The sequence below is a fragment of the Pseudomonas sp. Leaf15 genome (genome assembly GCF_001421425.1).
Taxonomy (GTDB): Bacteria; Pseudomonadota; Gammaproteobacteria; order Pseudomonadales; family Pseudomonadaceae; genus Aquipseudomonas; species Aquipseudomonas salomonii.
Map to the genome: position 1 here is coordinate 396755 of NZ_LMKI01000033.1, position 24856 is coordinate 421610.

Annotated in this window: 25 protein-coding genes and 1 pseudogene; 20 read left to right on the forward strand and 6 right to left on the reverse strand. The window is 60.7% G+C overall.

The features are described from left to right. Positions 1 to 113: 113 nt before the first annotated feature. Entirely contained in the window at positions 114 to 353 is a 240-nt protein-coding gene (locus tag ASE80_RS23290; protein WP_056860983.1) for a DUF1161 domain-containing protein, read from the forward strand. On the opposite strand, the gene ASE80_RS23295 is transcribed toward ASE80_RS23290, so the two are convergent. Further along, positions 354 to 776: a PA0061/PA0062 family lipoprotein gene (locus tag ASE80_RS23295; protein ID WP_056860984.1), complete on the reverse strand. Its 423-nt coding sequence runs from the start codon at positions 774 to 776 to the stop codon at positions 354 to 356. Positions 777 to 919: 143 nt separating this feature from the next. Between ASE80_RS23295 and ASE80_RS23300 the strand changes: the two are divergent. After that, a pseudogene (locus ASE80_RS23300) lies at positions 920 to 1954 on the forward strand (aminopeptidase); the annotation flags it as partial. Between the two features lie 18 nt (positions 1955 to 1972). On the opposite strand, the gene ASE80_RS30415 reads toward ASE80_RS23300, so the two are convergent. After that, a complete protein-coding gene (locus tag ASE80_RS30415; RefSeq protein ID WP_058420543.1) occupies positions 1973 to 2632 on the reverse strand; it encodes an HAD family hydrolase in 660 nt (219 codons plus the stop codon). Next, the gene (locus ASE80_RS23305; protein WP_056860985.1) at positions 2629 to 3171 is read right to left on the reverse strand and encodes a gamma carbonic anhydrase family protein; all 543 of its coding nucleotides are present in this window, start codon (positions 3169 to 3171) and stop codon (positions 2629 to 2631) included. Before ASE80_RS23305 ends, ASE80_RS30415 begins: the two co-directional genes overlap by 4 nt. A 101-nt stretch (positions 3172 to 3272) precedes the next feature. On the opposite strand from ASE80_RS23305, the gene prlC reads away from it, so the two are divergent. Together prlC and ASE80_RS23315 are read left to right on the forward strand one after the other, a co-directional pair. Beyond that, positions 3273 to 5324 carry an oligopeptidase A gene (prlC, locus tag ASE80_RS23310; RefSeq protein WP_056860986.1) on the forward strand — a complete coding sequence of 684 codons (2052 nt, stop codon included), beginning with the start codon at positions 3273 to 3275 and terminating at the stop codon, positions 5322 to 5324. Further along, entirely contained in the window at positions 5321 to 5596 is a 276-nt protein-coding gene (locus tag ASE80_RS23315; RefSeq protein WP_017137912.1) for a YheV family putative zinc ribbon protein, read from the forward strand. Before prlC ends, ASE80_RS23315 begins: the two co-directional genes overlap by 4 nt. A 7-nt stretch (positions 5597 to 5603) precedes the next feature. On the opposite strand, the gene ASE80_RS23320 is transcribed toward ASE80_RS23315, so the two are convergent. Further along, positions 5604 to 6290, reverse strand: coding sequence for a dual specificity protein phosphatase family protein (locus ASE80_RS23320; protein ID WP_056860987.1), 687 nt, complete (start codon positions 6288 to 6290; stop codon positions 5604 to 5606). Positions 6291 to 6564: 274 nt separating this feature from the next. On the opposite strand from ASE80_RS23320, the gene ASE80_RS23325 reads away from it, so the two are divergent. The 6 genes from ASE80_RS23325 (at position 6565) to ASE80_RS23350 (ending at position 14146) form a co-directional block, all read left to right on the forward strand. Next, positions 6565 to 7317: a gluconate 2-dehydrogenase subunit 3 family protein gene (locus tag ASE80_RS23325; protein WP_056860988.1), complete on the forward strand. Its 753-nt coding sequence runs from the start codon at positions 6565 to 6567 to the stop codon at positions 7315 to 7317. A 2-nt stretch (positions 7318 to 7319) separates the two neighbouring features. Further along, on the forward strand, positions 7320 to 9104 hold the full coding sequence (locus ASE80_RS23330) for a GMC family oxidoreductase (RefSeq protein WP_056860989.1): 1785 nt from the start codon (positions 7320 to 7322) through the stop codon (positions 9102 to 9104). 12 nt (positions 9105 to 9116) lie between these two features. Next, positions 9117 to 10415: a cytochrome c gene (locus tag ASE80_RS23335; protein ID WP_056860990.1), complete on the forward strand. Its 1299-nt coding sequence runs from the start codon at positions 9117 to 9119 to the stop codon at positions 10413 to 10415. Positions 10416 to 10496: 81 nt separating this feature from the next. Continuing rightward, positions 10497 to 11555 carry a PA0069 family radical SAM protein gene (locus ASE80_RS23340; RefSeq protein WP_056860991.1) on the forward strand — a complete coding sequence of 353 codons (1059 nt, stop codon included), beginning with the start codon at positions 10497 to 10499 and terminating at the stop codon, positions 11553 to 11555. 226 nt (positions 11556 to 11781) lie between these two features. Beyond that, positions 11782 to 12513 (forward strand): carbonic anhydrase, encoded by a 732-nt coding sequence (locus ASE80_RS23345; RefSeq protein ID WP_056860992.1) that lies wholly within the window; start codon positions 11782 to 11784, stop codon positions 12511 to 12513. A gap of 85 nt (positions 12514 to 12598) precedes the next feature. Then, positions 12599 to 14146 carry a SulP family inorganic anion transporter gene (locus ASE80_RS23350; protein ID WP_056860993.1) on the forward strand — a complete coding sequence of 516 codons (1548 nt, stop codon included), beginning with the start codon at positions 12599 to 12601 and terminating at the stop codon, positions 14144 to 14146. Positions 14147 to 14276: 130 nt separating this feature from the next. Here the strand turns inward: ASE80_RS23350 and ASE80_RS23355 are convergent, their stop codons facing one another. Continuing rightward, positions 14277 to 14924, reverse strand: a complete 648-nt coding sequence (locus tag ASE80_RS23355; protein WP_056860994.1) for a hypothetical protein — start codon at positions 14922 to 14924, stop codon at positions 14277 to 14279. A 368-nt stretch (positions 14925 to 15292) separates the two neighbouring features. On the opposite strand from ASE80_RS23355, the gene coxB reads away from it, so the two are divergent. From coxB to ASE80_RS23375, 4 genes are all read left to right on the forward strand, one after another. Beyond that, complete coding sequence (gene coxB, locus ASE80_RS23360; protein ID WP_056860995.1) at positions 15293 to 16420, forward strand: cytochrome c oxidase subunit II; 1128 nt, start codon at positions 15293 to 15295, stop codon at positions 16418 to 16420. 58 nt (positions 16421 to 16478) lie between these two features. After that, the gene (ctaD, locus tag ASE80_RS23365) at positions 16479 to 18062 is read left to right on the forward strand and encodes a cytochrome c oxidase subunit I (protein ID WP_003187339.1); all 1584 of its coding nucleotides are present in this window, start codon (positions 16479 to 16481) and stop codon (positions 18060 to 18062) included. Positions 18063 to 18206: 144 nt separating this feature from the next. Next, a complete protein-coding gene (locus ASE80_RS23370) occupies positions 18207 to 18758 on the forward strand; it encodes a cytochrome c oxidase assembly protein (protein WP_056860996.1) in 552 nt (183 codons plus the stop codon). Between the two features lie 35 nt (positions 18759 to 18793). Next, positions 18794 to 19681, forward strand: a complete 888-nt coding sequence (locus ASE80_RS23375; protein ID WP_017137899.1) for a cytochrome c oxidase subunit 3 — start codon at positions 18794 to 18796, stop codon at positions 19679 to 19681. A gap of 6 nt (positions 19682 to 19687) precedes the next feature. Here the strand turns inward: ASE80_RS23375 and ASE80_RS23380 are convergent, their stop codons facing one another. After that, entirely contained in the window at positions 19688 to 19891 is a 204-nt protein-coding gene (locus tag ASE80_RS23380) for a twin transmembrane helix small protein (RefSeq protein WP_016969525.1), read from the reverse strand. Between the two features lie 43 nt (positions 19892 to 19934). On the opposite strand from ASE80_RS23380, the gene ASE80_RS23385 reads away from it, so the two are divergent. The 6 genes from ASE80_RS23385 to ASE80_RS23410 all read left to right on the forward strand — a co-directional run bounded on the left by ASE80_RS23385 (position 19935) and on the right by ASE80_RS23410 (position 24757). Continuing rightward, positions 19935 to 20699 (forward strand): SURF1 family protein, encoded by a 765-nt coding sequence (locus ASE80_RS23385; RefSeq protein ID WP_056860997.1) that lies wholly within the window; start codon positions 19935 to 19937, stop codon positions 20697 to 20699. Further along, positions 20665 to 21249, forward strand: coding sequence for a hypothetical protein (locus ASE80_RS23390; protein WP_056860998.1), 585 nt, complete (start codon positions 20665 to 20667; stop codon positions 21247 to 21249). Before ASE80_RS23385 ends, ASE80_RS23390 begins: the two co-directional genes overlap by 35 nt. Before the next feature lie 10 nt (positions 21250 to 21259). After that, complete coding sequence (locus tag ASE80_RS23395) at positions 21260 to 22339, forward strand: COX15/CtaA family protein (RefSeq protein WP_056860999.1); 1080 nt, start codon at positions 21260 to 21262, stop codon at positions 22337 to 22339. Then, positions 22327 to 23226 (forward strand): heme o synthase, encoded by a 900-nt coding sequence (gene cyoE, locus ASE80_RS23400; protein ID WP_017137894.1) that lies wholly within the window; start codon positions 22327 to 22329, stop codon positions 23224 to 23226. The genes ASE80_RS23395 and cyoE overlap by 13 nt, the downstream gene beginning before the upstream one ends. Continuing rightward, positions 23223 to 23858 (forward strand): SCO family protein, encoded by a 636-nt coding sequence (locus ASE80_RS23405; RefSeq protein ID WP_056861000.1) that lies wholly within the window; start codon positions 23223 to 23225, stop codon positions 23856 to 23858. Before cyoE ends, ASE80_RS23405 begins: the two co-directional genes overlap by 4 nt. Positions 23859 to 24427: 569 nt before the next feature. Beyond that, positions 24428 to 24757 (forward strand): BRO-N domain-containing protein, encoded by a 330-nt coding sequence (locus tag ASE80_RS23410; RefSeq protein WP_056861001.1) that lies wholly within the window; start codon positions 24428 to 24430, stop codon positions 24755 to 24757. Positions 24758 to 24856 lie beyond the last annotated feature (99 nt).

Sequence of the window (24856 nt, forward strand, 5' to 3'; positions counted from 1 at the left end):
CACGGGCCCGCTCCCACAGTTTGTTGTGCGTTAAATCAGAACTCGCGTTTCCAAAATGTGGTCGAATAGCCTGGGCGCACACCCGTGCGCAGTGCATTCACGGAGCTTCACACATGAAACGTTTTGCCTTGGCGATCATTTGCGGTGTATTGGCCACTTCGGCTGTGGCCGCGCCAAAAGATTGTGAAGAGCTCAGGAAAGAAATTGAGGTAAACATCCAGGCCAAGGCGATTCCGTCTTACACTCTGGAAATCATCACCGCCGAAGAAGCCAAGAATCATGACAGCGCCATGATCGTCGGCTCCTGCGAAAACGGCACCAAGCGCATCATCTATCAGAAGAACAGCGACTGATCAGATGCAGTTAACACTGCGCTCTTCAGCCAACAGCTGACGCGCCGAGTTGTACAGCCGGATGTTGGGCGTAAAGGCCAGCGAGCGCCCTTCCAGCACATAGCGCTGGCCTGCCTGGAAGTTGTCGTATTGCAGGGTCATGAAGCAGGTTCGGTCATGGGTCTGGTCCATGCCGCCAAAGCCCGTCCCGGTGTTCACCTCGAAATCAAAGCGCACCATCAGCTCATGGCTGCCCGGTGGCACCTGAAAGAAACGCCCGTCGTTGAGGTTCTTGCCGTCCAGGCGCTGGGCCATCACCAGTTTTGCGCCGGGTGTCGGCGTGGCGAAATCAATCCAGGCCTGGTGCGGGTCGACCGGCGGGATAGGGGTCGAAGCGCAGGCGCTGAGCAACAAGGCGGTGACGGGTAGCAAGAGCTGGCGCATGGCGGGCACTCAACGGTGGGTAAGAATTGAACCTGGCAGCCTGTGGCAACAGACGCTGTATCAGTATAAACACGCCACGGCATGGAAAAATTCCGTGTAGGCAGGATAGTCTGGCGGGCAAATAACCCAGGGGCGGTCGGTGCATGGTCAGGCGTTTTCTTCCAGGGTTGATGGTGCTGCTGCTCAGCGGCTGTTCCAGTGTGAGTTATTACAGCCAGTTGGCCAGCGGCCAATGGCAGTTGCTGCGGGCTCGGGAGCCGGTTGCCGAGGTCATCGCCGACCCTGCTCGCCCGCAGGCGTTGCGCGAGCATCTGGTGCAATCGCAAAAGGCCCGCACCTTTGCCAGTGAGCACCTGCATCTGCCTGACAACCAGAGTTACCGCCTGTACGCCGACATTGGCCGGCCTTACGTGGTCTGGAACGTGTTCGCCACGCAGGAGTTTTCCCTGTCGCCTGAGACCCACTGCTTCCCTATCGCTGGGTGTGTGGCCTATCGCGGCTATTACAGCCAGGGCGCAGCACGCGGCGAAGCGGCGCTATTGCAGCAACAAGGCATGGATGTGTCGATTGGCGGCGTCGAAGCCTATTCCACCCTGGGCTGGTTCAACGACCCGATCATGAGTTCGATGATGAGTTGGGGTGACGAGCGCCTGGCCACGCTGATCTTCCACGAGCTGGCGCACCAGCGTTTTTATGTAAAGGACGACACTGAGTTCAACGAGTCCTACGCCAACTTCGTCGAGCAGGAAGGCACCCGTCAATGGCGCGCGGCGCGGGGCCTGGCGCCGCTGAGCAATGCGGCGTTGCAGCAGCGCGACCAATTTATCCGGCTGGTGCTCGATACCCGCAAACGCCTGGAGGCGTTGTACGCACAGCCCTTGGCGGCGGATGTGATGCGCCAGGCCAAGGCGGCAGAGTTCGAGCGTTTGCGCAGTGAGTACCGGCACATGCGCGACAGCCAATGGGGCGGTGACAAGCGTTATGACGTGTGGATCAACCAGCCGATGAACAATGCGCGGTTGTTGCCGTTCGGGCTGTATGACCAGTGGGTGCCGGCGTTTGCTGCGTTGTTTGCGCAGCAAGGCGGGGATTGGGTGAAGTTCTTTGCGGCGGTGGAGAAGCTGGGTGGGTTGCCGGTGGAGCAGCGTAAGGCGGCGTTGCGGCAGTTGGGAGCTGGCTTGCCTGCGATAGCGGCCTCAGGAACGCCGCAAAAACGCCTGATGCATCTGCTCCAGCGTCTCAAAATGCCAGGTCGGCGCCTCGGCATTCAACTCCTCAAAACTGCCAAACCCATACCCCACTGCCGCCGAATCCAGCCCATTGCTGCGCGCGCCGATCAAGTCATGTTTGCGATCACCAATCATCAAGGTGGTCGCCGGGTCCAAACCCTCTTCGCTCATCAGGTGCGCAATCAGCTCAACCTTGTGGGTGCGCGTGCCATCCAGTTCGCTGCCGTAGATCACTTTGAAGTGCTTGGCAAAATCAAAATGCCGGGCAATCTCACGGGCAAACACCCACGGCTTGGATGTGGCGACATACAGCTGGCGGCCCTGGCCGTTCAGCTCCTCAAGCAACGGCATCACGCCATCGAATACGCGGTTTTCATACAGGCCGGTGACCTTGAAGCGCTCGCGATAAAAATTCACCGCTTCCCAGGCTTTGGCCTCATCGAAGCCGTAGAACTGCATAAAGGCTTGCAGCAACGGCGGGCCGATAAAGTGTTCCAGCTTGGTCAGGTCCGGCTCGTCGATGCCGAGTTTGCCAAGGGCGTACTGGATCGAGCGGGTGATGCCCTCGCGCGGGTCGGTCAGGGTGCCGTCCAGGTCAAACAACACGGTTTGGTATTGCTGGGTCATCGGTCGAATCCTTCAGCCAGGTGCAAATCTTTGAGCTTCACGTAGTTCGCGGCGCTGTAGGTGAAGAAGGCGCGCTCTTTGTCAGTCAGTGGGCGGATCTGTTTAACCGGGCTGCCCACGTACAAAAAACCGCTCTCCAGTTTCTTGCCGGGCGGCACCAGGCTGCCGGCGCCGATGATCACATCGTCTTCCACCACCGCGCCGTCCATCACGATGCTGCCCATGCCGATCAAGATGCGATTGCCGACCGTGCAGCCGTGCAGCATGACTTTGTGGGCGATGGTGACATCATCGCCGATCAGCAGCGGGAAGCCGTCCGGGTTGAACGGCCCGGCGTGGGTGATGTGCAGCACACAGCCGTCCTGCACGCTGGTGCGCGCACCGATGCGGATGCGGTGCATGTCGCCGCGAATCACGGTCAATGGCCAAACCGAGCTGTCGGTGCCGATTTCGACATCGCCGATCACCACCGCCGAAATATCGACAAAAGCCCCGGCGCCCAGGGTTGGCGTGTGGTTCTGATAGGTGCGAAGGGTCACGATAGCCTCTCTCTTACAGGTTGATAGCTGCGGTGGGTGTTGATTGTAATTAAGATGGCCCCATCTTTGTCTTATCAGTTTCTTCAGCCAAGGTACCCACCGTGAGCGCGAACAACCCACTTTTGCAGTCCTACGACCTGCCGCCGTTCTCGGCGATCCGTGCCGAGCACGTGCAGCCGGCCATTGAACAGATCCTCGCCGACAACCGCGTTGCCATCGAAGGCATCCTGCAAAGCCAGGGCAAAAACCCTACGTGGGCCGGTCTGGTACTGGCCATGGACGAACTGAATGACCGCCTGGGCGCCGCCTGGAGCCCGGTCAGCCACCTCAACGCCGTGTGCAACAGCGCTGAATTGCGCGAAGCCTACGAGGCTTGCCTGCCGGCATTGAGCGCCTATTCCACCGAGATGGGCCAGAACCGCGAACTGTTCCAGGCCTTCGAAGCCCTGGCCAACAGCCCGGAAGCCGCCGGTTTTGACGTGGCGCAAAAAACCATTCTGGAACATTCGCTGCGCGACTTCCGCCTGTCGGGTATCGATTTGCCGCCAGAGCAGCAAAAACGTTACGCCGAAGTGCAGAGCAAGCTGTCTGAGCTGGGCAGCAAGTTCTCCAACCAACTGCTGGACGCCACCCAGGCGTGGACCAGGCACGTCACCGACGAAGCCACCCTCGCCGGCCTGACCGACTCGGCCAAGGCGCAAATGGCCGCCGCCGCCCAGGCCAAAGGCCTCGATGGCTGGTTGATCACCCTGGAATTCCCAAGCTACTATGCGGTAATGACCTACGCCCACGACCGCGCCCTGCGTGAAGAAGTCTATGCGGCCTACTGCACCCGTGCGTCGGACCAAGGCCCGAATGCCGGTAAGAACGATAACGGCCCGGTGATGGAACAGATCCTCGACCTGCGTCAGGAGTTGGCCAAACTGTTGGGTTATGCGTCGTTCTCCGAGCTGAGCCTGGCCACCAAAATGGCCGAGTCCAGCGACCAGGTGCTGAGCTTCCTGCGCGACCTGGCCAAGCGCAGCAAGCCGTTTGCCGCCCAGGACCTGCAACAGCTCAAGGCTTACGCTGCCGAACAAGGCTGCGCCGACCTGCAAAGCTGGGACAGCGGTTTCTACGGCGAAAAACTCCGCGAGCAGCGTTACAGCGTGTCCCAGGAAGCCCTGCGCGCCTACTTCCCGATTGACAAAGTGTTGAGCGGCCTGTTTGCGATCGTCCAGCGCCTGTACGGCATCGAAATCGCCGAGCAAAAAGGCTTCGACACCTGGCACCCGGATGTTCGTCTGTTTGAAATCAAGGAAAACGGCCAGCACGTTGGCCGCTTCTTCTTCGACCTGTACGCCCGCGCCAACAAGCGTGGCGGCGCGTGGATGGACGGCGCGCGCGATCGCCGCCGTACTGTCGACGGCGTGCTGCAAAGCCCGGTGGCGAACCTGGTGTGCAACTTCACCCCGGCCGACAGCGGCAAGCCTGCCCTGCTGACCCACGATGAAGTGACCACGCTGTTCCACGAATTCGGCCACGGCCTGCACCATCTGCTGACCCGCGTTGAACACGCGGGCGTGTCCGGCATCAACGGCGTGGCCTGGGATGCGGTGGAATTGCCGAGCCAGTTCATGGAGAACTGGTGCTGGGAGCCGGAAGGCCTGGCACTGATCTCCGGCCACTATGAAAGCGGCGAGCCGCTGCCCCAGGACCTGCTGGAAAAAATGCTCGCGGCGAAGAACTTCCAGTCCGGCCTGATGATGGTGCGCCAGCTGGAATTCTCGCTGTTCGACTTCGAACTGCACGCCACCCACGGCGATGGCCGCACGGTAGCGCAGGTGCTTGACGGTGTGCGCGATGAGGTCTCGGTTATGCGTCCGCCTGCCTACAACCGCTTCCCCAACAGCTTTGCGCACATCTTCGCTGGCGGTTACGCGGCGGGTTACTACAGCTACAAGTGGGCCGAAGTGCTGTCTGCCGACGCCTTCTCCAAGTTTGAAGAAGACGGCGTGCTCAATGCCGAAACCGGTCGGGCATTCCGTGAGGCGATCCTGGCGCGCGGTGGTTCCCAGGCACCGATGGTGCTGTTCGTCGACTTCCGCGGACGTGCGCCGTCGATTGACGCACTCTTGCGCCACAGCGGCCTGAGTGAGGACGCAGCAGCATGAGTGATGGGCCTGTGGTGACCAAAAAGCAATTTATCGCCGGGGCGGTCTGCCCGGCGTGCGAAGAGTTGGACAAGTTGAAAATGTGGACCGAAGACGATGTGCCGCACCGCGAATGTGTGGCCTGCGGCTATTCGGACACGCTGAATGAACAAGGCAATTCGGTGCCCAAGGAATTGGGCACGCGGGTCAATACGTCGGCGTTGAAGGCGCCCGCGGACCCGAAGGTGCAGGCGGTGCAGTTTTTCCCTAATCCCAAGCTGAAAAAGGACTGATCCCTGCTTAAGGTGTGAGTACTAATTCGGTGTCTTTCTTGGGGTCGACACGGCTGCTACCGGCCGTGTTGATCCAGCTTTTCATCGAGCACAACGCAAACTCACTGGTGCTGCAGTCGCCATTGGCCAACGCGGTGCGCAACTTGTCGATATCCGCCTTCATCATGTAGCGAACGCCGTCTTTAAAGCCATTACTGGTGCCAAAGCCACCCAGCGTCATCTCGTTCAGCGCATCCTCCTTGCTCCACCCCTGAATCACCACCCGATACATCGCCGCCATCAGGCCAGTGCGATCGGAGCCGTGCTTGCAGTGCATCAGCACCGAGCCATGGGTTTCGGCTTCCTGGATGGCCCGGAGTGCCGCCAGCACGTCGGCATCGTCGACATGGTTGGTGCGATAGGTCAGCTGCACCTGTTTGATATCAGATGTCTTCAGCCAGGGCGCATCAGTTTCCGGCAGGAAGTTGATCACCGTGCCGATCTTCAGATTTTGCAGTACAGGCAGCGCAGTGCTGTCCGGCAATGCACTGCGATACAGCGTGGGCGTCATTTGATGCAGGTTGAATTGGTCGCCCACAGGCTGGGCCCACTCAGGCGAGCGGATAGACGCAGCCTCGTCGGCCTGGGCCTGCAGTGTGGTGAACAGTGCCATGAACGCCAGGCCAAGGGCGGGCAGTAATCGAATCGTGAACATGCGTGTTGAGACCGAATGGGATAGGGCTGATGGGCTACAGATTCGCCTGCGAGGGGTCAATGCCGTGTGAGGTGGCCGTCAAAGAATCGTGAATCCGCCCATCTGATCCGCTGTTTTTCGCGCTGAATCGATTTCTCTTAATGCTTAGGCTGCTATCATTTGTAACTATTGATTGCCAGTGTGTGCTATCTCTTTGGATCCAATGCCCTGGCAAACCATCACGCTGCTCCCAGAAGCGGCGGATAAACCCGTGACCACATGATGAGGTGCACCTATGTCTGATCAAGATCAGGACAACCCGCGGCGTGACTTTTTACGCAAATCCTTGACCTTGATCCCGGTGGTCACGGTTGCCAGCACTGGCCTTGGCGGCTCGATGTTGATGGCCACACCGGAGCCGGTGCAGGCCGCTCCCGCCAAAACGCCCGTCAGCGACAAAGCCTACGAGCCAAGCTACTTCACGGCCGAAGAGTGGGCGTTTATCAACGCCGCCGTCGCCCGCCTGATTCCCGCGGATGCCCAAGGCCCAGGCGCCCTGGAAGCCGGCGCGCCGGAATACATCGACCGCCAGATGAACACCCCGTATGCCGCTGGCGCGCTGTGGTTCATGCAAGGCCCGTTCAACGCCGATGCGGCGCCAGAGATGGGTTGGCAGAGCAAACTGGTGCCCAAAGACATCTATCGCCTGGGTATTGCCGCCACGGATGCCTGGTCGAAGGCGTTCAACGGTAAAGCTTTTGCTGCGCAAGACAGCGCTACCCAGGATGACATGCTGCGGCGTATGGAAGCGGGCGGCGGCGAGATGACCGCGCATTTCGAGGCCGTACCGGCCAAGATGTTCTTCAACCTGTTGTTGCAAAACACCAAGGAAGGCTTCTTCTGCGACCCGATCCACGGTGGCAACAAAGGCATGGTCGGCTGGACCATGATCGGCTTCCCCGGCGCCCGCGCCGATTTCATGGACTGGGTTGAACGCAACGAGCAATACCCCTTCCCGGCTGTTTCCATTCGCGGCGAGAGGGCATAAACGTGGCGACCATCATGAAGAAAGTGGACGCGGTGATCGTCGGTTTCGGCTGGACCGGCGCGATCATGGCCAAGGAGCTGACGGAAGCTGGCCTCAACGTGGTAGCGCTGGAGCGCGGCCCGATGCAGGACACTTACCCGGACGGCAACTATCCCCAGGTCATCGACGAACTGACCTACAGCGTGCGTAAAAAACTCTTTCAGGACATCTCCAAGGAGACGGTGACCATTCGCCATAGCGTGAATGACGTCGCCCTGCCCAACCGTCAGTTGGGTGCGTTCTTGCCGGGCAATGGCGTGGGTGGCGCGGGCCTGCACTGGTCGGGCGTGCATTTTCGCGTCGACCCGATCGAGCTGCGCATGCGCAGCCACTATGAAGAGCGCTACGGCAAAAATTTCATCCCCAAGGACATGACCATCCAGGACTTCGGCGTGAGCTATGAAGAGCTGGAGCCGTTTTTCGACTACGCCGAAAAAGTCTTCGGCACCTCCGGGCAGGCCTGGACCGTAAAAGGCCAGTTGGTGGGTGAAGGTCGTGGCGGCAACCCTTATGCGCCGGACCGCTCCAACCCGTTCCCGCTGGAATCGCAGAAAAACACCGTGTCTGCGCAGTTGTTTCAGAAAGCGGCCACCGACGTCGGATACAAACCCTACAACCTGCCATCGGCCAATACTTCGGGGCCGTACACAAACCCCTACGGCGCGCAGATGGGGCCGTGCAACTTCTGCGGTTTCTGCAGTGGCTACGTGTGCTACATGTACTCCAAGGCCTCGCCGAACGTAAACATCCTGCCGGCGCTGCGTCAGGTGCCGAACTTCGAGCTGCGGGCCAATTCCCACGTGCTCAAGGTCAACCTCGACAGCACCAAGAGCAAGGCCACCGGCGTGACCTATATCGACGCTCAGGGCCGCGAATGCGAGCAGCCGGCGGACCTGGTGATCATCGCCTCCTTCCAGTTCAACAACGTGCGCCTCATGTTGCTCTCGGGCATCGGCAAACCTTACGACCCGATTACCAATGAGGGCGTGGTGGGCCGCAACTTTGCCTACCAGAACATGGGCACCATCAAGGCCTTCTTCGACAAGGACACCCACACCAACAACTTTATCGGTGCGGGCGGTAATGGCGTGGCCATCGATGACTTCAACGCGGACAACTTCGACCACGGCCCGCATGGCTTTGTGGGCGGCTCGCCGATGTGGGTCAACCAGGCCGGCAGCCGGCCGATTGCCGGTACGTCCAACCCGCCGGGTACGCCGGCGTGGGGCAGCGCCTGGAAGCGCGCCACCGCCGATTACTACACCCACCAAGTGTCGATGGACTCCCATGGCGCGCATCAATCCTACCGGAGCAACTACCTGGATCTGGACCCGGTTTACCGCGACTCCTACGGCCTGCCGCTGCTGCGGATGACGTTCGACTGGCAGGAAAACGACATCAAGATGAACCGCTTCATGATGGAGAAAATGGGCAAGGTCGCCGCGGCAATGAACCCCAAGGCCATTGCTGTGCTGGGCAAAAAAGTCGGTGAGCAGTTCAGCACTGCGTCCTACCAGACTACCCACCTCAATGGTGGCGCGATCATGGGCACCGACCCGAAAACCAGCGCGCTGAACCGTTACCTGCAAAGCTGGGATGTACACAACGTGTTTGTCCCAGGCGCATCGGCTTTCCCACAAGGCCTGGGCTACAACCCTACCGGCCTGGTGGCAGCGTTGGCCTACTGGTCGGCGCGGGCGATCCGCGAGCAGTACCTTAAAAACCCCGGCCCTCTGGTTCAGGCATAAGGAGCGATGACCATGAAAGCACTTGTTATCGCGAGTTTCGTCCTGCTCAGCAGCTGCTCGGTAAGCGCGGCTGAAACCGATTTGATCAAGCAGGGTGAATACCTGGCACGCGCCGGTGACTGCGTGGCCTGCCACACCGCCAAGGGTGGCAAACCCTTCGCCGGTGGGCTGCCGATGGAAACCCCGATCGGCGTGATCTATTCCACCAACATCACCCCGGACAAAACCGGCCTGGGCGACTACAGCTTCGAAGACTTCGACAAGGCCGTGCGCCATGGCGTCGCCAAGAACGGTAGTACGCTTTACCCGGCGATGCCGTACCCGTCCTACGCGCGTGTCAGCGACAGCGACATGCAGGCGTTGTATGCGTACTTCATGAAGGGCGTGGAGCCCGTCGCCCAAGAGAACAAGGACAGCGATATTCCCTGGCCCTTGAGCATGCGTTGGCCATTGGCAGCCTGGCGCTGGATGTTCGCGCCGGCGGTCGAGGAGCATCAGGCGCAAGCCGCCACCGACCCGGTGGTCGCTCGCGGTGCCTATCTGGTTGAAGGCCTCGGCCATTGCGGCGCGTGCCACACCCCGCGTGCCCTGACCATGCAGGAAAAAGCCCTCAGCGCGACTGACGGCAACGCGTTCCTGTCCGGCAGTGCGCCGCTGGAAGGCTGGATCGCGAAAAGCCTGCGCGGCGACCACAAGGACGGCATTGGCAGCTGGAGCGAGGAGCAGCTGGCGCAGTTCCTCAAGACCGGCCGCAGTGACCGCAGTGCAGTGTTTGGTGGCATGAGTGATGTGGTGGTGCACAGCATGCAGTACATGTCCCAGGACGACCTCACCGCGATTGCGCGATACCTCAAGAGCCTGCCGGCGGTGGACCCGAAGGATCAACCGCATCAGTACGACAAGCAGGTGGCCGAGGCGCTGTGGAAAGGTGACGACAGCAAGCCGGGCGCGTCGGTGTATATCGACAACTGCGCGGCGTGCCACCGTACCGACGGCCATGGCTACACGCGGGTGTTCCCGGCGCTGGCGGGTAACCCGGTGTTGCAGACGGCGGACGCCACCTCGTTGATCAACATCGTGTTGAACGGCGGCACCTTGCCGGCCACCCACACGGCGCCGTCGACCTTCACCATGCCGGCGTTCGCATGGCGTCTGTCGGACCAGGAAGTCGCGGATGTGGTCAGTTTCGTCCGTGGCAGCTGGGGCAATCAAGGCGCACCGGTCAAAGCCAGTGACGTGGCAGACCTGCGCAAGAGCGATATGCGCACCACGTCGGGTGACGACTTGGGGCAGGTCACGCAAAAGCACTGATCCTGCCCTGGCCGCCAAACGGCACTGGTCAGAAACCTCTCGCCTCGATACTGTATATAAAAACAGTATCGAGGCGTTTTCATGACTACTGCGCTGCCGCCCCGTGGCCGGGGCACGGCCACTAACCTGCACAACCGCTTTGCGCCGACCGTCAGCGTGGCCGAAGACGACGGCTGGTTTCAGGAAGTGCCGCCGACCCAGGGCACCGAAGTGCGTATCGAAACGGCCAAGAGCATCATCACCCGCAACAACTCGCCGGATTTGCCGTTCGACCGCTCCATCAACCCCTATCGCGGCTGCGAGCATGGCTGCATCTACTGCTATGCGCGGCCCAGCCACGCCTATTGGGACCTGTCGCCAGGGCTGGATTTCGAAACCAAACTGATTGCCAAGACCAACGCCGCCGAGGTGCTGGAGCAACAGCTGTCCAAGCCAGGTTATGTGTGTGCGCCGATCAACCTGGGCTCCAATACCGACCCGTACCAGCCTATCGAGCGCGACTACACCATCACGCGGCAAACCCTCGAAGTGCTGCTGCGCTATCGGCACCCGGTAACCATCATCACCAAGGGCTCGCTGATTTTGCGCGACCTCGACCTGCTCACCGAATTGGCGCGTCAGCGGCTGGTGGCGGTGATGATCAGCCTCACCAGCCTGGACGACGAGCTCAAGCGCATCCTGGAGCCGCGCACGGCGGCGCCCAAGGCGCGGTTGCGGGCGATTCGGGTGATGCGCGAGGCGGGTATCCCGGTGGGCGTGCTGTGCTCGCCGATGATCCCGATGATCAACGACAGCGAGCTGGAAAGCCTGCTGACCGAAGCCCACGCTGCCGGTGCGCAGAGCGCCGCCTACATGATGCTGCGGCTGCCGTTGGAAGTGGCGCCGCTGTTCGAGGAATGGCTGGCGGCGCATTACCCGCAACGCGCGGCCCATGTGATGAGCCTGGTGCGTCAGGTGCGCGGCGGCGAGGTGTATGACAGCCGTTTCGGCGTGCGCATGCGTGGTGAGGGGCCGTTTGCCGATTTGCTGGCGCAGCGTTTCAACAAAGCGATCAAGCGGCTGGGGCTCAATCGGCGGGAAGGGTTTAATCTGGATTGCACGGCGTTCTGCCCGCCGGGCAGGCAGATGGCATTGTTGTAAACTGAAGAGAACGCTGGCGTCATGCTGTAGGAATAGTCGCGTTTTGACATCACTGAAACCCGCGTTCTAGAGCGGTTCATTCAGTTTGAGTTAAGTTTCGGCGGTTACCTTGTTCAGCGAGTGACTGGTGAGTCGACGCCTTGGGTTGTTTAGTTTTTCAACTTTTCCGATAGCCAGACGTCGAACTGACCTGAACACTCCCCTGCATTAATCAAGAGGATGAATCATGAGTGACAAGGATAAACAGCCGTTGGCTGCGTCGGCTTCAGCCCCTGAGGTGGCGGAGTCTGCCGATGCAGCGTTAAAGCACATCGTTGACGGCTTTTTGCATTTCCATCACGACGTCTTCCCGCAGCAGGAAGAACTCTTCAAGAAACTCGCCACGGCCCAGAGCCCGCGGGCGATGTTTATTACCTGCGCCGACTCGCGCATCGTGCCCGAGCTGATCACCCAAAGCTCCCCCGGCGATTTGTTCGTGACACGTAACGTCGGCAACGTGGTGCCGCCCTACGGTCAGATGAACGGCGGGGTTTCCACCGCCATCGAGTACGCGGTACTCGCCCTGGGCGTACAGCACATCATCGTGTGCGGGCACTCCGATTGCGGCGCCATGCGCGCGGTACTCAACCCCGACAGCCTGGAAAAGATGCCGACGGTACGCGCGTGGTTGCGTCATGCCGAAGTCGCGAAGTCCATGGTTGAAGACAACTGTGACTGCGCCAATGAAGGCGAGAGCATGAAGGTGCTGACCGAAGAAAACGTCATCGCCCAGTTGCAGCATCTGCGTACCCACCCTTCCGTGGCTTCGCGCATGGCCAATGGTCATTTGTTTATCCATGGTTGGATCTACAACATCGAGACCAGCGAAATCCGCGCTTACGATGCAGACAAGGCGGCATTCAGACCGCTGAACGGCACCGAGCCGATTCCTTGCGCGACGCCTAGAGCGCGCTTCTAAAACACTTCCCTGCCGGGTCAAGCGGTGGCTGCCATGGATGCAGCCAGGCTTTGCCGCGCCCGGCGAATCCCTCGGGAGAGCCATCATGCGTGCTGCTCAATTGAAAGCTGTATTGCCACGGGAGCTGCTGGCCTCGGTGGTTGTGTTTCTGGTCGCCCTGCCCTTGTGCATGGGTATTGCGATCGCGTCCGGCATGCCGCCGGCCAAGGGGCTGATCACCGGGATTATCGGTGGCCTGGTGGTGGGTTGGCTGGCGGGCTCGCCGCTGCAGGTCAGTGGCCCTGCGGCGGGTTTGGCGGTGTTGGTGTTCGAGCTGGTGCGCCAGCACGGGATGATGATGCTGGGGCCGATTCTGTTGCTGGCGGGTTTCCTGCAACTGGTGGCCGGGCGTTTGCGCCTGGGCTGCTGGTTCCGGGTCACGGCGCCGGCGGTGGTGTACGGCATGCTGGCGGGTATCGGCGTATTGATTGTGCTGTCGCAGGTGCATGTGATGCTCGACGGCGCGCCCAAGCCATCAGGGCTGGATAACCTGGCAGGCTTCCCGGCAGCCGTGGCCGAGGCGATCCCGACGCTGGGCGGTGGCCTGGGTTGGCAGGCTGGCTTGCTGGGCTTGTCGACCATGCTGGTGATGTACTGCTGGGATAAATTCCGTCCGCAAACATTGCGCTTCGTACCGGGTGCCTTGTTAGGTGTGGGCCTGGCGACGGTAACCAGCCTGGTGCTGGCGTTGCAGGTCAAGCGCGTGGAAGTACCTGAAAATCTCGCCGACGCCATCGACTGGCTGCGCCCCAGTGACCTGCTGAACCTGGCCGATCCGCAACTGCTGATCGCCGCCTTCGCCGTGGCGTTTATTGCCAGCGCCGAAACCCTGCTTTCTGCAGCAGCCGTCGACCGGATGCACAGCGGCCAACGCTCCAATTTCGACAAGGAACTGTCTGCCCAAGGTGTAGGCAACATGCTCTGTGGTTTGGTTGGCGCTTTGCCGATGACCGGCGTGATCGTGCGCAGCTCAGCCAACGTGCAGGCTGGTGCTACCACGCGGCTGTCGGCGATGTTCCATGGTGTGTGGCTGCTGGGCTTTGTGTTGCTGCTGTCGAGCGTGCTGCAAAGCATTCCGGTGGCGAGTTTGGCGGGCGTGCTGGTGTACACCGGGATCAAGCTGGTGGACGTCAAAGCGTTTCGCGCGCTGGGCCGTTATGGGCGGATGCCGATGTTTACCTACGCCGCTACGGCACTGGCAATCATCTTCACCGACCTGCTGACCGGCGTATTGGTGGGCTTTGGGCTCACGTTGCTGAAGCTCGCGTTTAAAGCTTCGCGATTGAAAGTCAGCCTGATCGATTTGCCCCAGGACGGTGAGATGGAGCTGCGATTGACCGGTGCCGCGACCTTCCTGAAAGTGCCGGCTCTGACTCAGGTGCTGTCGACGGTGCCTGCGGGGACCACCTTGCATGTGCCGCTGAGCAACCTGAGCTACATCGACCATTCGTGCCTGGAGTTGCTGGAGGAGTGGGGCCGGGCCAATGCGGCCAAGGGCTCGACACTGGTGATCGAGGCGCGGGGGTTGAAGCGCAGGCTCGAAGGCCGGGTGCGGACGACGGTGGGGATAGGTTCGGCGCCGCCAGTCACCTGACGAAACCGGATCAAAACTGTGGGAGCGGGCTTGCTCGCGAAAGCGGTAGATCAGTCAACATCACTTTGGCTGACACAGCGCTTTCGCGAGCAAGCCCGCTCCCACATTCAGATCTATGTTGGCTTGAAAATCAGGCTGGCTGATCCAGTGCCAATTCAACGCCCAACTGCCGCGACAGGCACGGCCAGCGCTTCCACGCCGCTTCCGTGTTCGGGCTCTTGAGTGTTTCGCGATACGCCTCAACCGACTCCAGCGCAAAGCTCTCTTCGTTGAGCATCTCATCCACCGCCAAATGCACCGCTTCATCCAGTTGATTGGCGAATTGCTCACCGATCAGTTGATGGGCAATCAAGTTGGCGACGGTGGTATCCGCCGGAATCAACGGCTGGCCGAAATGCTTGATATACAGGTCGTTGACCTCTTCAACCAAGCGGTGAGCCAGGTAGGCCTCATCCAGCAGGCTGTCGAGGCCTTCATGGCCGGCCAGGATTGCAGGCGGCTGCAGGAAGAAATGCTCGGCGATTTTCAGCACCGGTTTGATCTGGCTTTCGATACCGGCTTCGCGGGCCACATCGTTGGCGGCTTCCAGCAAGTCCGGAACCAGTTCGATGTAGGCAGTGACAAAGCGGGTCATGACAATGTTGCGATCACCGTCAGCCAGGGAAATGGCCGAATGCAGGTGCGGCAATTGTTTTTCCAGTTGCTGGGCAAGCTGGCCCGTAGTGGCTTCGTGTTGATGGGCACGGGAAATCTGCTCGCGCAATGCGGCGGTGTTCATGAAGGCTCCAGTGAAACAGGCGTAGGAAAAGGAGAGGATAAGGTAGCTCGTTTATACGAGCGCCTAAGACGCATTTGTCATAATTATTTCATGGTTATGCGTGTGCGTTATATCGAAATGCCATCGTTCGTCGGATAAACGTTTGCGCCCCCGGGTTTATTGGGGCCGCCCGTCTGTTTTTGCTCATTTGCCCCTACACATTGCGGGGTTGCAGGCGCTGTCTATACTCGGGTTTGTACGCAATTAGCTGATGACGCCCAACTGCATGACGCAGGCAAGGCTTGGCGGTTGTAAGCAGTATGGAAGCCGCTCCCTTCGCCGCAGGTGCAAACCGGCGGGATAACAAGAAACATAAAGGGGAACCCGCAATGACGCGACATCCACACGTTTGGATGGGCCTACTGTTGTGGTCAGTATTCGGCCAGGCGCACGCCGCCTGGACAACGAATATGGCGCCAGGGGCTACTGAAGTCAGTCACGCCGTGTTTGACCTGCACATGACCATTTTCTGGATCTGTGTGGTAATCGGCATCGTCGTGTTTGGCGCGATGTTCTGGTCGATGATCCTGCACCGCCGGTCCACGGGCCAGGTGGCGGCCAAGTTCCACGAGAGCACCACCGTGGAAATCCTCTGGACCGTGGTGCCCTTGCTGATCCTGGTGGCCATGGCCATTCCGGCGACCAAAACCCTGATCAATATCTACGACAGCAGTGAGTCGGATATCGATATCCAGGTCACCGGCTATCAGTGGAAGTGGCACTACAAATACCTGGGCCAGGACGTGGAGTTCTTCAGCAACCTGGCCACGCCCGCCGAGCAGATCCATAACCAGGCGACGAAGGGCGAGCACTACTTGCTCGAAGTCGACCAGCCGCTGGTGCTGCCGGTGGGCGCCAAGGTGCGCTTTCTGGTGACGGCCGCCGACGTGATCCACTCCTGGTGGGTGCCGGCCTTTGCGGTCAAGCGCGATGCGATCCCCGGTTTCGTCAACGAGGCCTGGACCCGGGTCGAGAAGCCCGGCATTTACCGTGGTCAGTGCGCAGAGCTGTGCGGTAAGGACCACGGTTTCATGCCGATCGTGGTCGAGGTCAAATCCAAGGCCGACTACGACACCTGGCTGGGCGAGCGCAAAGCAGAAGCCGCCAAGCTCAAGGAACTGACCTCCAAAGAGTGGACGCTGGATGAGCTGGTGGCGCGTGGCGACAAGGTTTACCACACCACCTGCGTGGCCTGTCACCAGGCCGAAGGCCAGGGCCTGCCGCCGATGTTCCCGGCGCTCAAAGGCTCGCTGATTGCCATCGGGCCCAAGGAAGACCACCTGCACCGCGTGTATTTCGGCAAGCCCGGAACCGCCATGGCGGCGTTCGGCAAACAGTTGTCGGAAGTCGATATCGCCGCCGTGGTCACCTACGAGCGCAACGCCTGGGGCAACAACAAAGGCGACATGGTCACGCCCAAAGACGTGCTGGCTCTGAAACAGGCGGAAAGCAAATGACGGCCTCAACTGCGTATGCCCTGAACCGCACAGCCCCTTCCTTTGCAGGAGAACGGCCATGAGCACTGTGATCGACCATGGTCATGCCGACCATGCCCACGGCCCCGCCAAAGGCTTGATGCGCTGGGTGCTGACCACCAACCACAAAGACATCGGCACGATGTACCTGTGGTTCGCCTTCACCATGTTTCTGCTCGGTGGCTCATTCGCCATGGTGATCCGCGCCGAGCTGTTCCAGCCCGGCCTGCAGATCGTGCAGCCGGCGTTCTTCAACCAGATGACCACCATGCACGGCTTGATCATGGTGTTTGGCGCGGTGATGCCGGCGTTCGTCGGCCTGGCCAACTGGATGATACCGCTGATGATCGGCGCGCCGGACATGGCCTTGCCGCGCATGAACAACTTCAGTTTCTGGCTGTTGCCGGCAGCGTTCCTGCTGCTGGTCTCCACGTTATTCACGCCGGGCGGCGGGCCGAACTTCGGCTGGACCTTCTACGCCCCACTCTCCACCACCTACGCGCCGGAAAGCGTGACGTTTTTCATCTTTGCCATTCACCTGATGGGCATCAGCTCGATCATGGGCGCGATCAACGTGGTCGCCACCATCCTCAACCTGCGCGCGCCTGGCATGACCTTGATGAAAATGCCGCTGTTCGTCTGGACCTGGCTGATTACCGCCTTCCTGCTCATCGCGGTGATGCCGGTGCTGGCCGGTTGCGTGACCATGATGTTGATGGACATCCACTTCGGCACCAGCTTTTTCAGTGCGGCCGGTGGCGGTGACCCGGTGCTGTTCCAGCATGTGTTCTGGTTCTTCGGCCACCCCGAGGTGTACATCATGATCCTGCCGGCGTTTGGCGCCGTCAGTTCGATCATCCCGACCTTTTCGCGCAAACCACTGTTTGGCTACACCTCGATGGTCTACGCCACGGCGAGTATCGCGTTTCTGTCGTTTATCGTGTGGGCGCACCACATGTTCGTGGTGGGTATTCCGCTGGTAGGCGAGCTGTTCTTCATGTACGCGACGCTGCTGATCGCAGTGCCCACGGGTGTGAAGGTGTTCAACTGGGTGAGCACCATGTGGCAAGGCTCGCTGACCTTCGAGACACCGATGCTGTTTGCCGTGGCTTTTGTGATTCTGTTCACCATCGGCGGGTTCTCCGGGCTGATGCTGGCGATTGCTCCGGCGGACTTCCAGTACCACGACACCTACTTTGTGGTGGCGCACTTCCATTACGTACTGGTGCCCGGGGCGATTTTCGGCATCTTCGCCTCGGCCTACTACTGGCTGCCGAAATGGACCGGCCACATGTACGACGAAACCCTGGGCAAGCTGCACTTCTGGCTGTCTTTTGTGGGCATGAACATGGCGTTCTTCCCGATGCACTTTGTCGGGCTGGCCGGCATGCCGCGCCGGGTGCCGGACTACAACCTGCAGTTCGCCGACTTCAACATGGTTTCCTCGATTGGCGCGTTCATGTTCGGCGCCACGCAGATCTTCTTCCTGTTTATCGTGATCAAGTGCATCCGTGGCGGCCCGCCGGCGCCGGCCAAACCGTGGGACGGCGCCGAAGGCCTGGAATGGAGCGTCCCCTCGCCTGCGCCGTATCACACGTTTACGACGCCGCCGGAGGTCAAGTGAACGCCTTGATGCAGGTCGACTCGGTGTCCTGTGGGAGCTGGCTTGCCTGCGATAGCGGTGTGTCAGGCGCCGAATGTATTGCCTGGCTGGGCCTAGTCGCAGGCAAGCCAGCTCCCACAGAAAAACCAGAAGCGGGTGAGCGCCATGCTTGAGTCCGTCCCCATCAAGCGCCTGGTCACTCGCCTGCTGATCCTGGTCGTGGCCATGTTCGCCTTCGGCTTTGCCCTGGTGCCGATCTACGACGTGATGTGCAAGGCGTTCGGCATCAACGGCAAGACCGCCGGGCAGTACGAAGGCGAGCAGTTGGTGGACCCTACGCGTCAGGTGCGCGTGCAGTTCATGTCCACCAATGCCATCGACATGGTCTGGGAATTCCACTCCAAAGCCGATGAGGTCGTGGTCAACCCTGGCGCTGTCACCGAGATGCTGTTCGTGGCCTACAACCCCACAGATAAACCCATGACCGCCCAGGCCGTACCGAGTATTTCCCCGGCCGAAGCGGCGATGTATTTCCACAAGACCGAATGTTTTTGCTTCACCCAGCAAGTGCTGCAGCCAGGTCAGCGCATAGAAATGCCCGTGCGCTTTATCGTCGATCGCGCCATGCCCAAGGATGTGAAGCATTTGACCCTGGCATACACGCTGTTTGACATCACTGCGCGCCAACCGCCGGTGGCCGTCCGTACCGGCGGCTAGCTACTGTTTGCCCCCTCAATCAGGAGAGCGAATACATGTCGTCTCATGATACGTACTACGTACCAGCGCAAAGCAAATGGCCAATAATTGCTACGTTTGGCATGTTGATCACGGTGTACGGCCTGGCCGTGTGGTTCAACGACCTCAAGGCGGCGCGCCCGGAATCCCACGGCCCGTGGATCTTTTTCGTCGGCGGGCTGTTGCTGGCCTACATGCTGTTCGGCTGGTTCGGCGCGGTCATCAAGGAAAGCCGCGCCGGTTTGTACAGCCCGCAGATGGACCGCTCGTTCCGCTGGGGCATGACCTGGTTCATCTTTTCCGAGGTGATGTTCTTTATCGCGTTCTTCGGTGCACTGTTTTATGTGCGGCATATGTCCGCGCCATGGCTGGCGGGCGAAGGCTCCAAGGGCGTTGCGCACATGTTGTGGCCGAACTTCGAATTTGCCTGGCCGCTGCTCAACAACCCTGACCCGAAAATGTACCCGCCGCCCGAAGGCACCATCAGCCCGTGGGGCTTGCCGCTGGTCAATACGATCTTGCTGGTCAGCTCCAGCGTGACCATCACCATCGCTCACCACGCGTTGCGCAAGGGCCATCGCGGTGCGCTGAAAATCTGGCTGGCGCTGACCGTGCTGCTGGGTTGGGCGTTCCTGGGCTTTCAGGCCGAGGAGTACATGCACGCTTACAAAGAGCTGGGCCTGACCCTCGGCTCGGGCGTGTACGGCGCGACGTTCTTCATGCTCACCGGCTTTCACGGCGCCCACGTGACCATCGGCACCATCATTCTGTTCGTGATGTTGATGCGCATCCTCAAGGGGCACTTCAACGCCGAGCACCAGTTCGGTTTCGAGGCGGCCAGTTGGTACTGGCACTTTGTGGATGTGGTGTGGATCGGCCTGTTTTTCTTCGTTTATGTGCTGTGAGGCGTTTTACCACGGTGCATGAGAGACCAACTGGCCGCTGAAAAAGCCCCAGGCGATCAAGCCCACGGTGATCGCGGCCAGTACAACACGCACGGTCAAGGCAGTGACGAGGCGGTTGGAGTTGCCCTCGTCCTTGACCAGAAAGAACAAGCCACTGAACAGGCTCACGACAGTCGCGATCAGCATCAGGGCAATGGCTGCTTTGAGCATGGTCAGGTTCCATTCGGATGGGCGGGCAATGAAAAGGCGGGCAATGAAAACAAGTATAGCCAGCGCCATAAAAGACTTTCGCCCAGGGCTCGCTCCCACGCTGGTGGTGCTTGTGCTGCTGCCGTTGATGGTGGGCCTGGGGTTCTGGCAACTGGCTCGCGGGCATGAAAAACAGCTGCTGGTGGACAGCTATGCCGAACGGCGTGTGGCTGAGCCGATCAGCAGCGTGCAACTTGATGGCATGGCCGACCCGGCCTTCCGCCGCGTGCGCCTGCGCGGCCAATTCGACGCCGAACACAGCGTGCTGCTCGATAACCGCATGCGCGACGGCAAGGCCGGTGTTGAGCTCTTGCAACCCTTTCACGACCAGGCCAGCGGCGAATGGCTGTTGCTCAATCGCGGCTGGCTGCCCTGGCCGGACCGGCGCACGCCGCCGATGTTCACCACGCCGGAACAACCGTTGAATCTGGACGCCTGGGTGTACGTCGCGCCCGGCGAAACCTTCCAACTGCATGCCGACCCCGCCACCACGCAATGGCCGCGCTTGCTGACCGCGCTGCATCCCGCCGCGCTTTGGGCGGAGTTGGGACGCAGCGGTTTTGCCTTTGAGTTGCGCGCCGAACCTGGCCCCGGCACCTACGACACGACCTGGCCGGTGGTCGCCATGGGCCCGGAAAAACACTTGGGCTACGCCGTGCAGTGGTTCGCCATGGCACTGGCGTTGCTGGCGCTTTACCTCTACCTCGGATGGCATAACAAAAAGGAGAAACCCCATGGGAGCGGCCATGAATCCACCCAGCACGTCTGAGGCGCCCGACCGGCGCAAAGGCCGCTGGCAGCTGATTTTGATCCTGATGATGGTGATCGGCCCGATGGCGCTCGCCACCTTTATGTACAAGTTGCAGTTCTGGGTGCCGGACAGCCGCAGTTACCACGGCGAGATGATCGGCAACGGCCAGACTCGCGCCGACATCGGCGTGCAGGCCGATGAAGAGCGTTGGCAACTGCTGGTTACCGCGCCCACCGCCTGCGCCGCCGACTGCCAGCAACTGGTGTACCTGGCGCGCCAGCTGCAAATCAGTCTGGGTCGCGATGCCTCCCGCGCCAGCCATGCCCTGGCCAGCGCGCAGCCGGTGAGCACGGATTACGACGCCAAGCTCAAGGCCGAGTACCCGCAACTGCAGCGCTACCCGCTGGACCTGACCACCTTCAGTAAAAACGCCGCCGCGCCGGGCGAGGCGCAACTGTGGATCGTCGACCCGCACGGCAATCTGGTGCTGCGCTACGACGCCAAGGTCAAGGGCAAGGACTTGCTCAATGACCTGCGCCTGCTGCTGAAACTGTCGAACATCGGATAAGGGCATCGTCATGGCCAAACCTGGATTTCGCCTAGCGTTGTTTGCCACCTTGCTGGCGCTGCTGGTCGTGCTGCTCGGCGCCTATACGCGCCTGACCCACGCCGGCCTCGGCTGCCCGGACTGGCCCGGCTGCTACGGGTTTATCAGCGTGCCGCAAAGCGAAGCCCAGCTGGCGCATGCCGAGCTGCATTTTCCCGATACGCCGGTAGAGGCCGACAAGGGCTGGGCCGAGATGACCCATCGCTACTTTGCCGGCACCTTGGGCTTGCTGATCGTGCTGCTGGCGGCGCGCTCGTGGCGCCATCGGCGTGATCCTGGGCAGCCAGTGAAATTGCCGCTGTTTGTGTTGGCGGTGGTGTTTGCCCAGGCGGCGTTCGGGATGTGGACGGTGACGCTGAAGTTGTGGCCGCAAGTGGTCACGGGGCATTTGCTCGGCGGCTTTGCCACATTGAGCCTGTTGTTTTTGCTCACCTTGCGCCTGTCCGGCGTGTTGCCCGCATTGATCGTGCCCAAGCGCCTGCAATATTGGGCGACAGCTGGGTTGGTGCTGGTGATCGGGCAGATCGCGCTGGGCGGCTGGGTCAGTTCCAACTACGCGGCCGTGGCCTGTGTCGACTTGCCGACGTGCCATGGCGAGTGGTGGCCGGCGGCGGACTTTGCCAACGGGTTTCACCTCACCCAGCATATCGGCCCCAATTACCTCGGTGGCCAGCTCGACAGTGAAGCGCGCACGGCCATCCACCTGACCCATCGCATCGGCGCGGTGCTGGTGACGCTGGTGCTGCTGGGCCTGGCCTGGCAATTGCGCGCAGTCGGCATGACGCGGCTGTCGGGCCTGTTGCTGATCGCGCTGGCAGCGCAAATCTGCCTGGGCGTGAGCAATGTGGCGTTCGGCCTGCCGTTGCCGGTAGCGGTCGGGCATAACGCCGGTGGGGCGGGTTTATTGCTCACGCTGGTGCTGGTCAATTACCACGCCCGTACCAGCCTGGTCCGGGTGCGCAATCAGCTGCCGTTTGGCTGGCGCTTTATCCCGCGCAAACATGTATCGGGCCTCATCACCCTTAAAGGAGAGATGCCATGGCGACCTTGATCGGCGCGCGTCACGATCGGGCGATCTGGCGGGATTACCTGGAGCTGACCAAGCCGAAAGTGGTGGTGCTGATGCTCATCACGTCCTTGGTGGGCATGTTCCTCGCGACCCGCGCCGGGGTGCCGTGGACGGTGCTGGTATTCGGCAATTTGGGCATTGCCCTGTGCGCCGGTGGCGCGGCAGCGGTCAACCATGTGGTGGACCGGCGGATCGACGCGGTGATGGCGCGCACCCATAAACGGCCGTTGGCAGAAGGGCGCGTGTCGCCCGTGGCGGCATTGGCCTTTGCATTGTTTCTGGCTGTTGCAGGTTTGGCCTTGTTGCTGGCGTTCACTAACCCCTTGGCGGCCTGGCTCACGTTGGCCTCATTGCTGGGTTACGCGGTGATCTACACCGGCTTTCTCAAGCGCGCCACGCCACAAAATATCGTCATCGGCGGCCTGGCCGGTGCCGCGCCGCCGCTGCTCGGCTGGGTGGCTGTCACCGGGCATGTCAGTGCCGAGCCGCTGCTGCTGGTGCTGATCATCTTCGCCTGGACCCCGCCGCACTTCTGGGCCCTGGCCATTCACCGCAAAGAGGAATACGCCAAGGCCGATATCCCGATGCTGCCGGTCACCCACGGCGAGCACTACACCAAGGTGCATATCCTGCTCTACACCTTCGCCCTGCTGGCGGTGAGCTTCATGCCCTATGTGATCCATATGAGCGGCCTGCTGTACCTGGCGTGTGCGCTGGTATTGGGCGGGCGCTTTCTGCAATGGGCCTGGGTGCTGTACCGTGGCAGCAAGCCGCACGCGGCGATCAACACCTTCAAGTACTCTATCTGGTACTTGCTGCTGCTGTTTATCGCGCTGCTCGTCGACCACTACCTATTGTTGAACCTATGACTCGAACTCAAAAAACCGTCTTTATCCTGGTGGCCATCGTCGCGTTGATCATGGGCCTGACCGTTAACAAAGTGCTCAGCGGCAAAGGCCAGGGCGACCCTACCGCACTGATCGACGCCGGCATTATCCTGCTGCCGCAAAGCCGCCAGCTGCCGCCGGTGACCATGACCAATCAGGACGGCCAGCCGGTGGTGGTCAACGAGTTGAAAGGCAAATGGAGCCTGCTGTTCTTCGGCTACACCTTCTGCCCCGACATCTGCCCGACCACCCTCGCGCAACTGCGCCAGATCAAGAGCGAGCTGCCTAAAGAGGCGGTGGATAAGTTGCAGGTGATCCTGGTCAGCGTCGACCCGAACCGCGACACACCGACTCAGCTCAAGCAATACCTGGGCTACTTCGACCCGCAATTCGAAGGCCTGACCGGCGCGAATGTGGAAGATGTGCAGAAGGTTTCGAATGCGGTGAGCATTCCGTTTATTCCGGCCGATACCAGCAAGCCCAACTACACCGTGGACCACAGCGGCAACCTGGCGCTGATCGGCCCGGACGGCACGCAGCGTGGGTTTATTCGTGCGCCGTTGAACAACCAGAAGCTGGTGGCGCAGTTGCCGGGTTTGCTACAGCGCAAATGATCGTTCCCACGCTCTGCGTGGGAACGCCTCCTGTGACGCTCTGCGTCGCGACCTCAACAGCGGGACGCAGAGCGTCCCGGGCTGCATTCCCACGCGGAGCGTGGGAACGATCAGTCGCCACCCCAATCAACAACACAAATCACCTGTGGGAGCTGGCTTGCCTGCGATGGCGGTGGACCAGCTTGCATCTCAGTTGCTGACCCACCGCCATCGCAGGCAAGCCAGCTCCCACAGTGGATTTTGTGCAAGGTTTGAACAGGGTGTCGTCGGAGATTTCCCACGTGTTATCGCGCTGTGCGTGAACTTGTTGGACGGTCTTGGGGTGGCTAGTCTTTGGCCTGTCGCTGCAAATTCAGTGACAGGGTGTGGAAGCCCTTATATCGTTAGGCGCACAAAGCGCCACCTAGTGTCAGGCGCTTTTTCTTGTCTGTGTTTTATGGTGGCTGTGCGCGGGGCGCTTTCGAGTGCGCCGGGTGCCTAACGTCCCGGTCTTCCACACCTGCGTACAGCCGCCACCCATTACGTGGAAGTAGTGCTTGGCGGTCCCTTGATACGTTAGGAGCTAGACCGTGCAAACACTTACCCCTGATCCGCCGATCACACCCAAAGTCTTCACCCGCCACCATCACCAGCTGCACGCGGTGATGATAGACGACCAGCCCTGGTTCAGCGCCTCCGACATCGGCCATCTGATGGGCTTGCACCTGAACCTTGCGTTACTGCGCAAGCTCGATCCCGACCAGCAACACACCCTGCCGCTGATCACTCATGGCCACTGTGCGCCGACGTTGATGGTCAGTGAGTCTGGCGTTTATGCGCTGCTTATCTACCACTACTACCCGGAGAATCGGTGCCTGCGCCAATGGTTGACCCATGAGGTGGTGCCAGCCCTGCGCTGACAGCAAAAGCCACACAAAGCTGGTGGCTGAGTTGCCGGTTTTACTCCAGCGCAAATGATCGTTCCCACGCTCTGCGTGGGAATGCCTCCTGTGACGCTC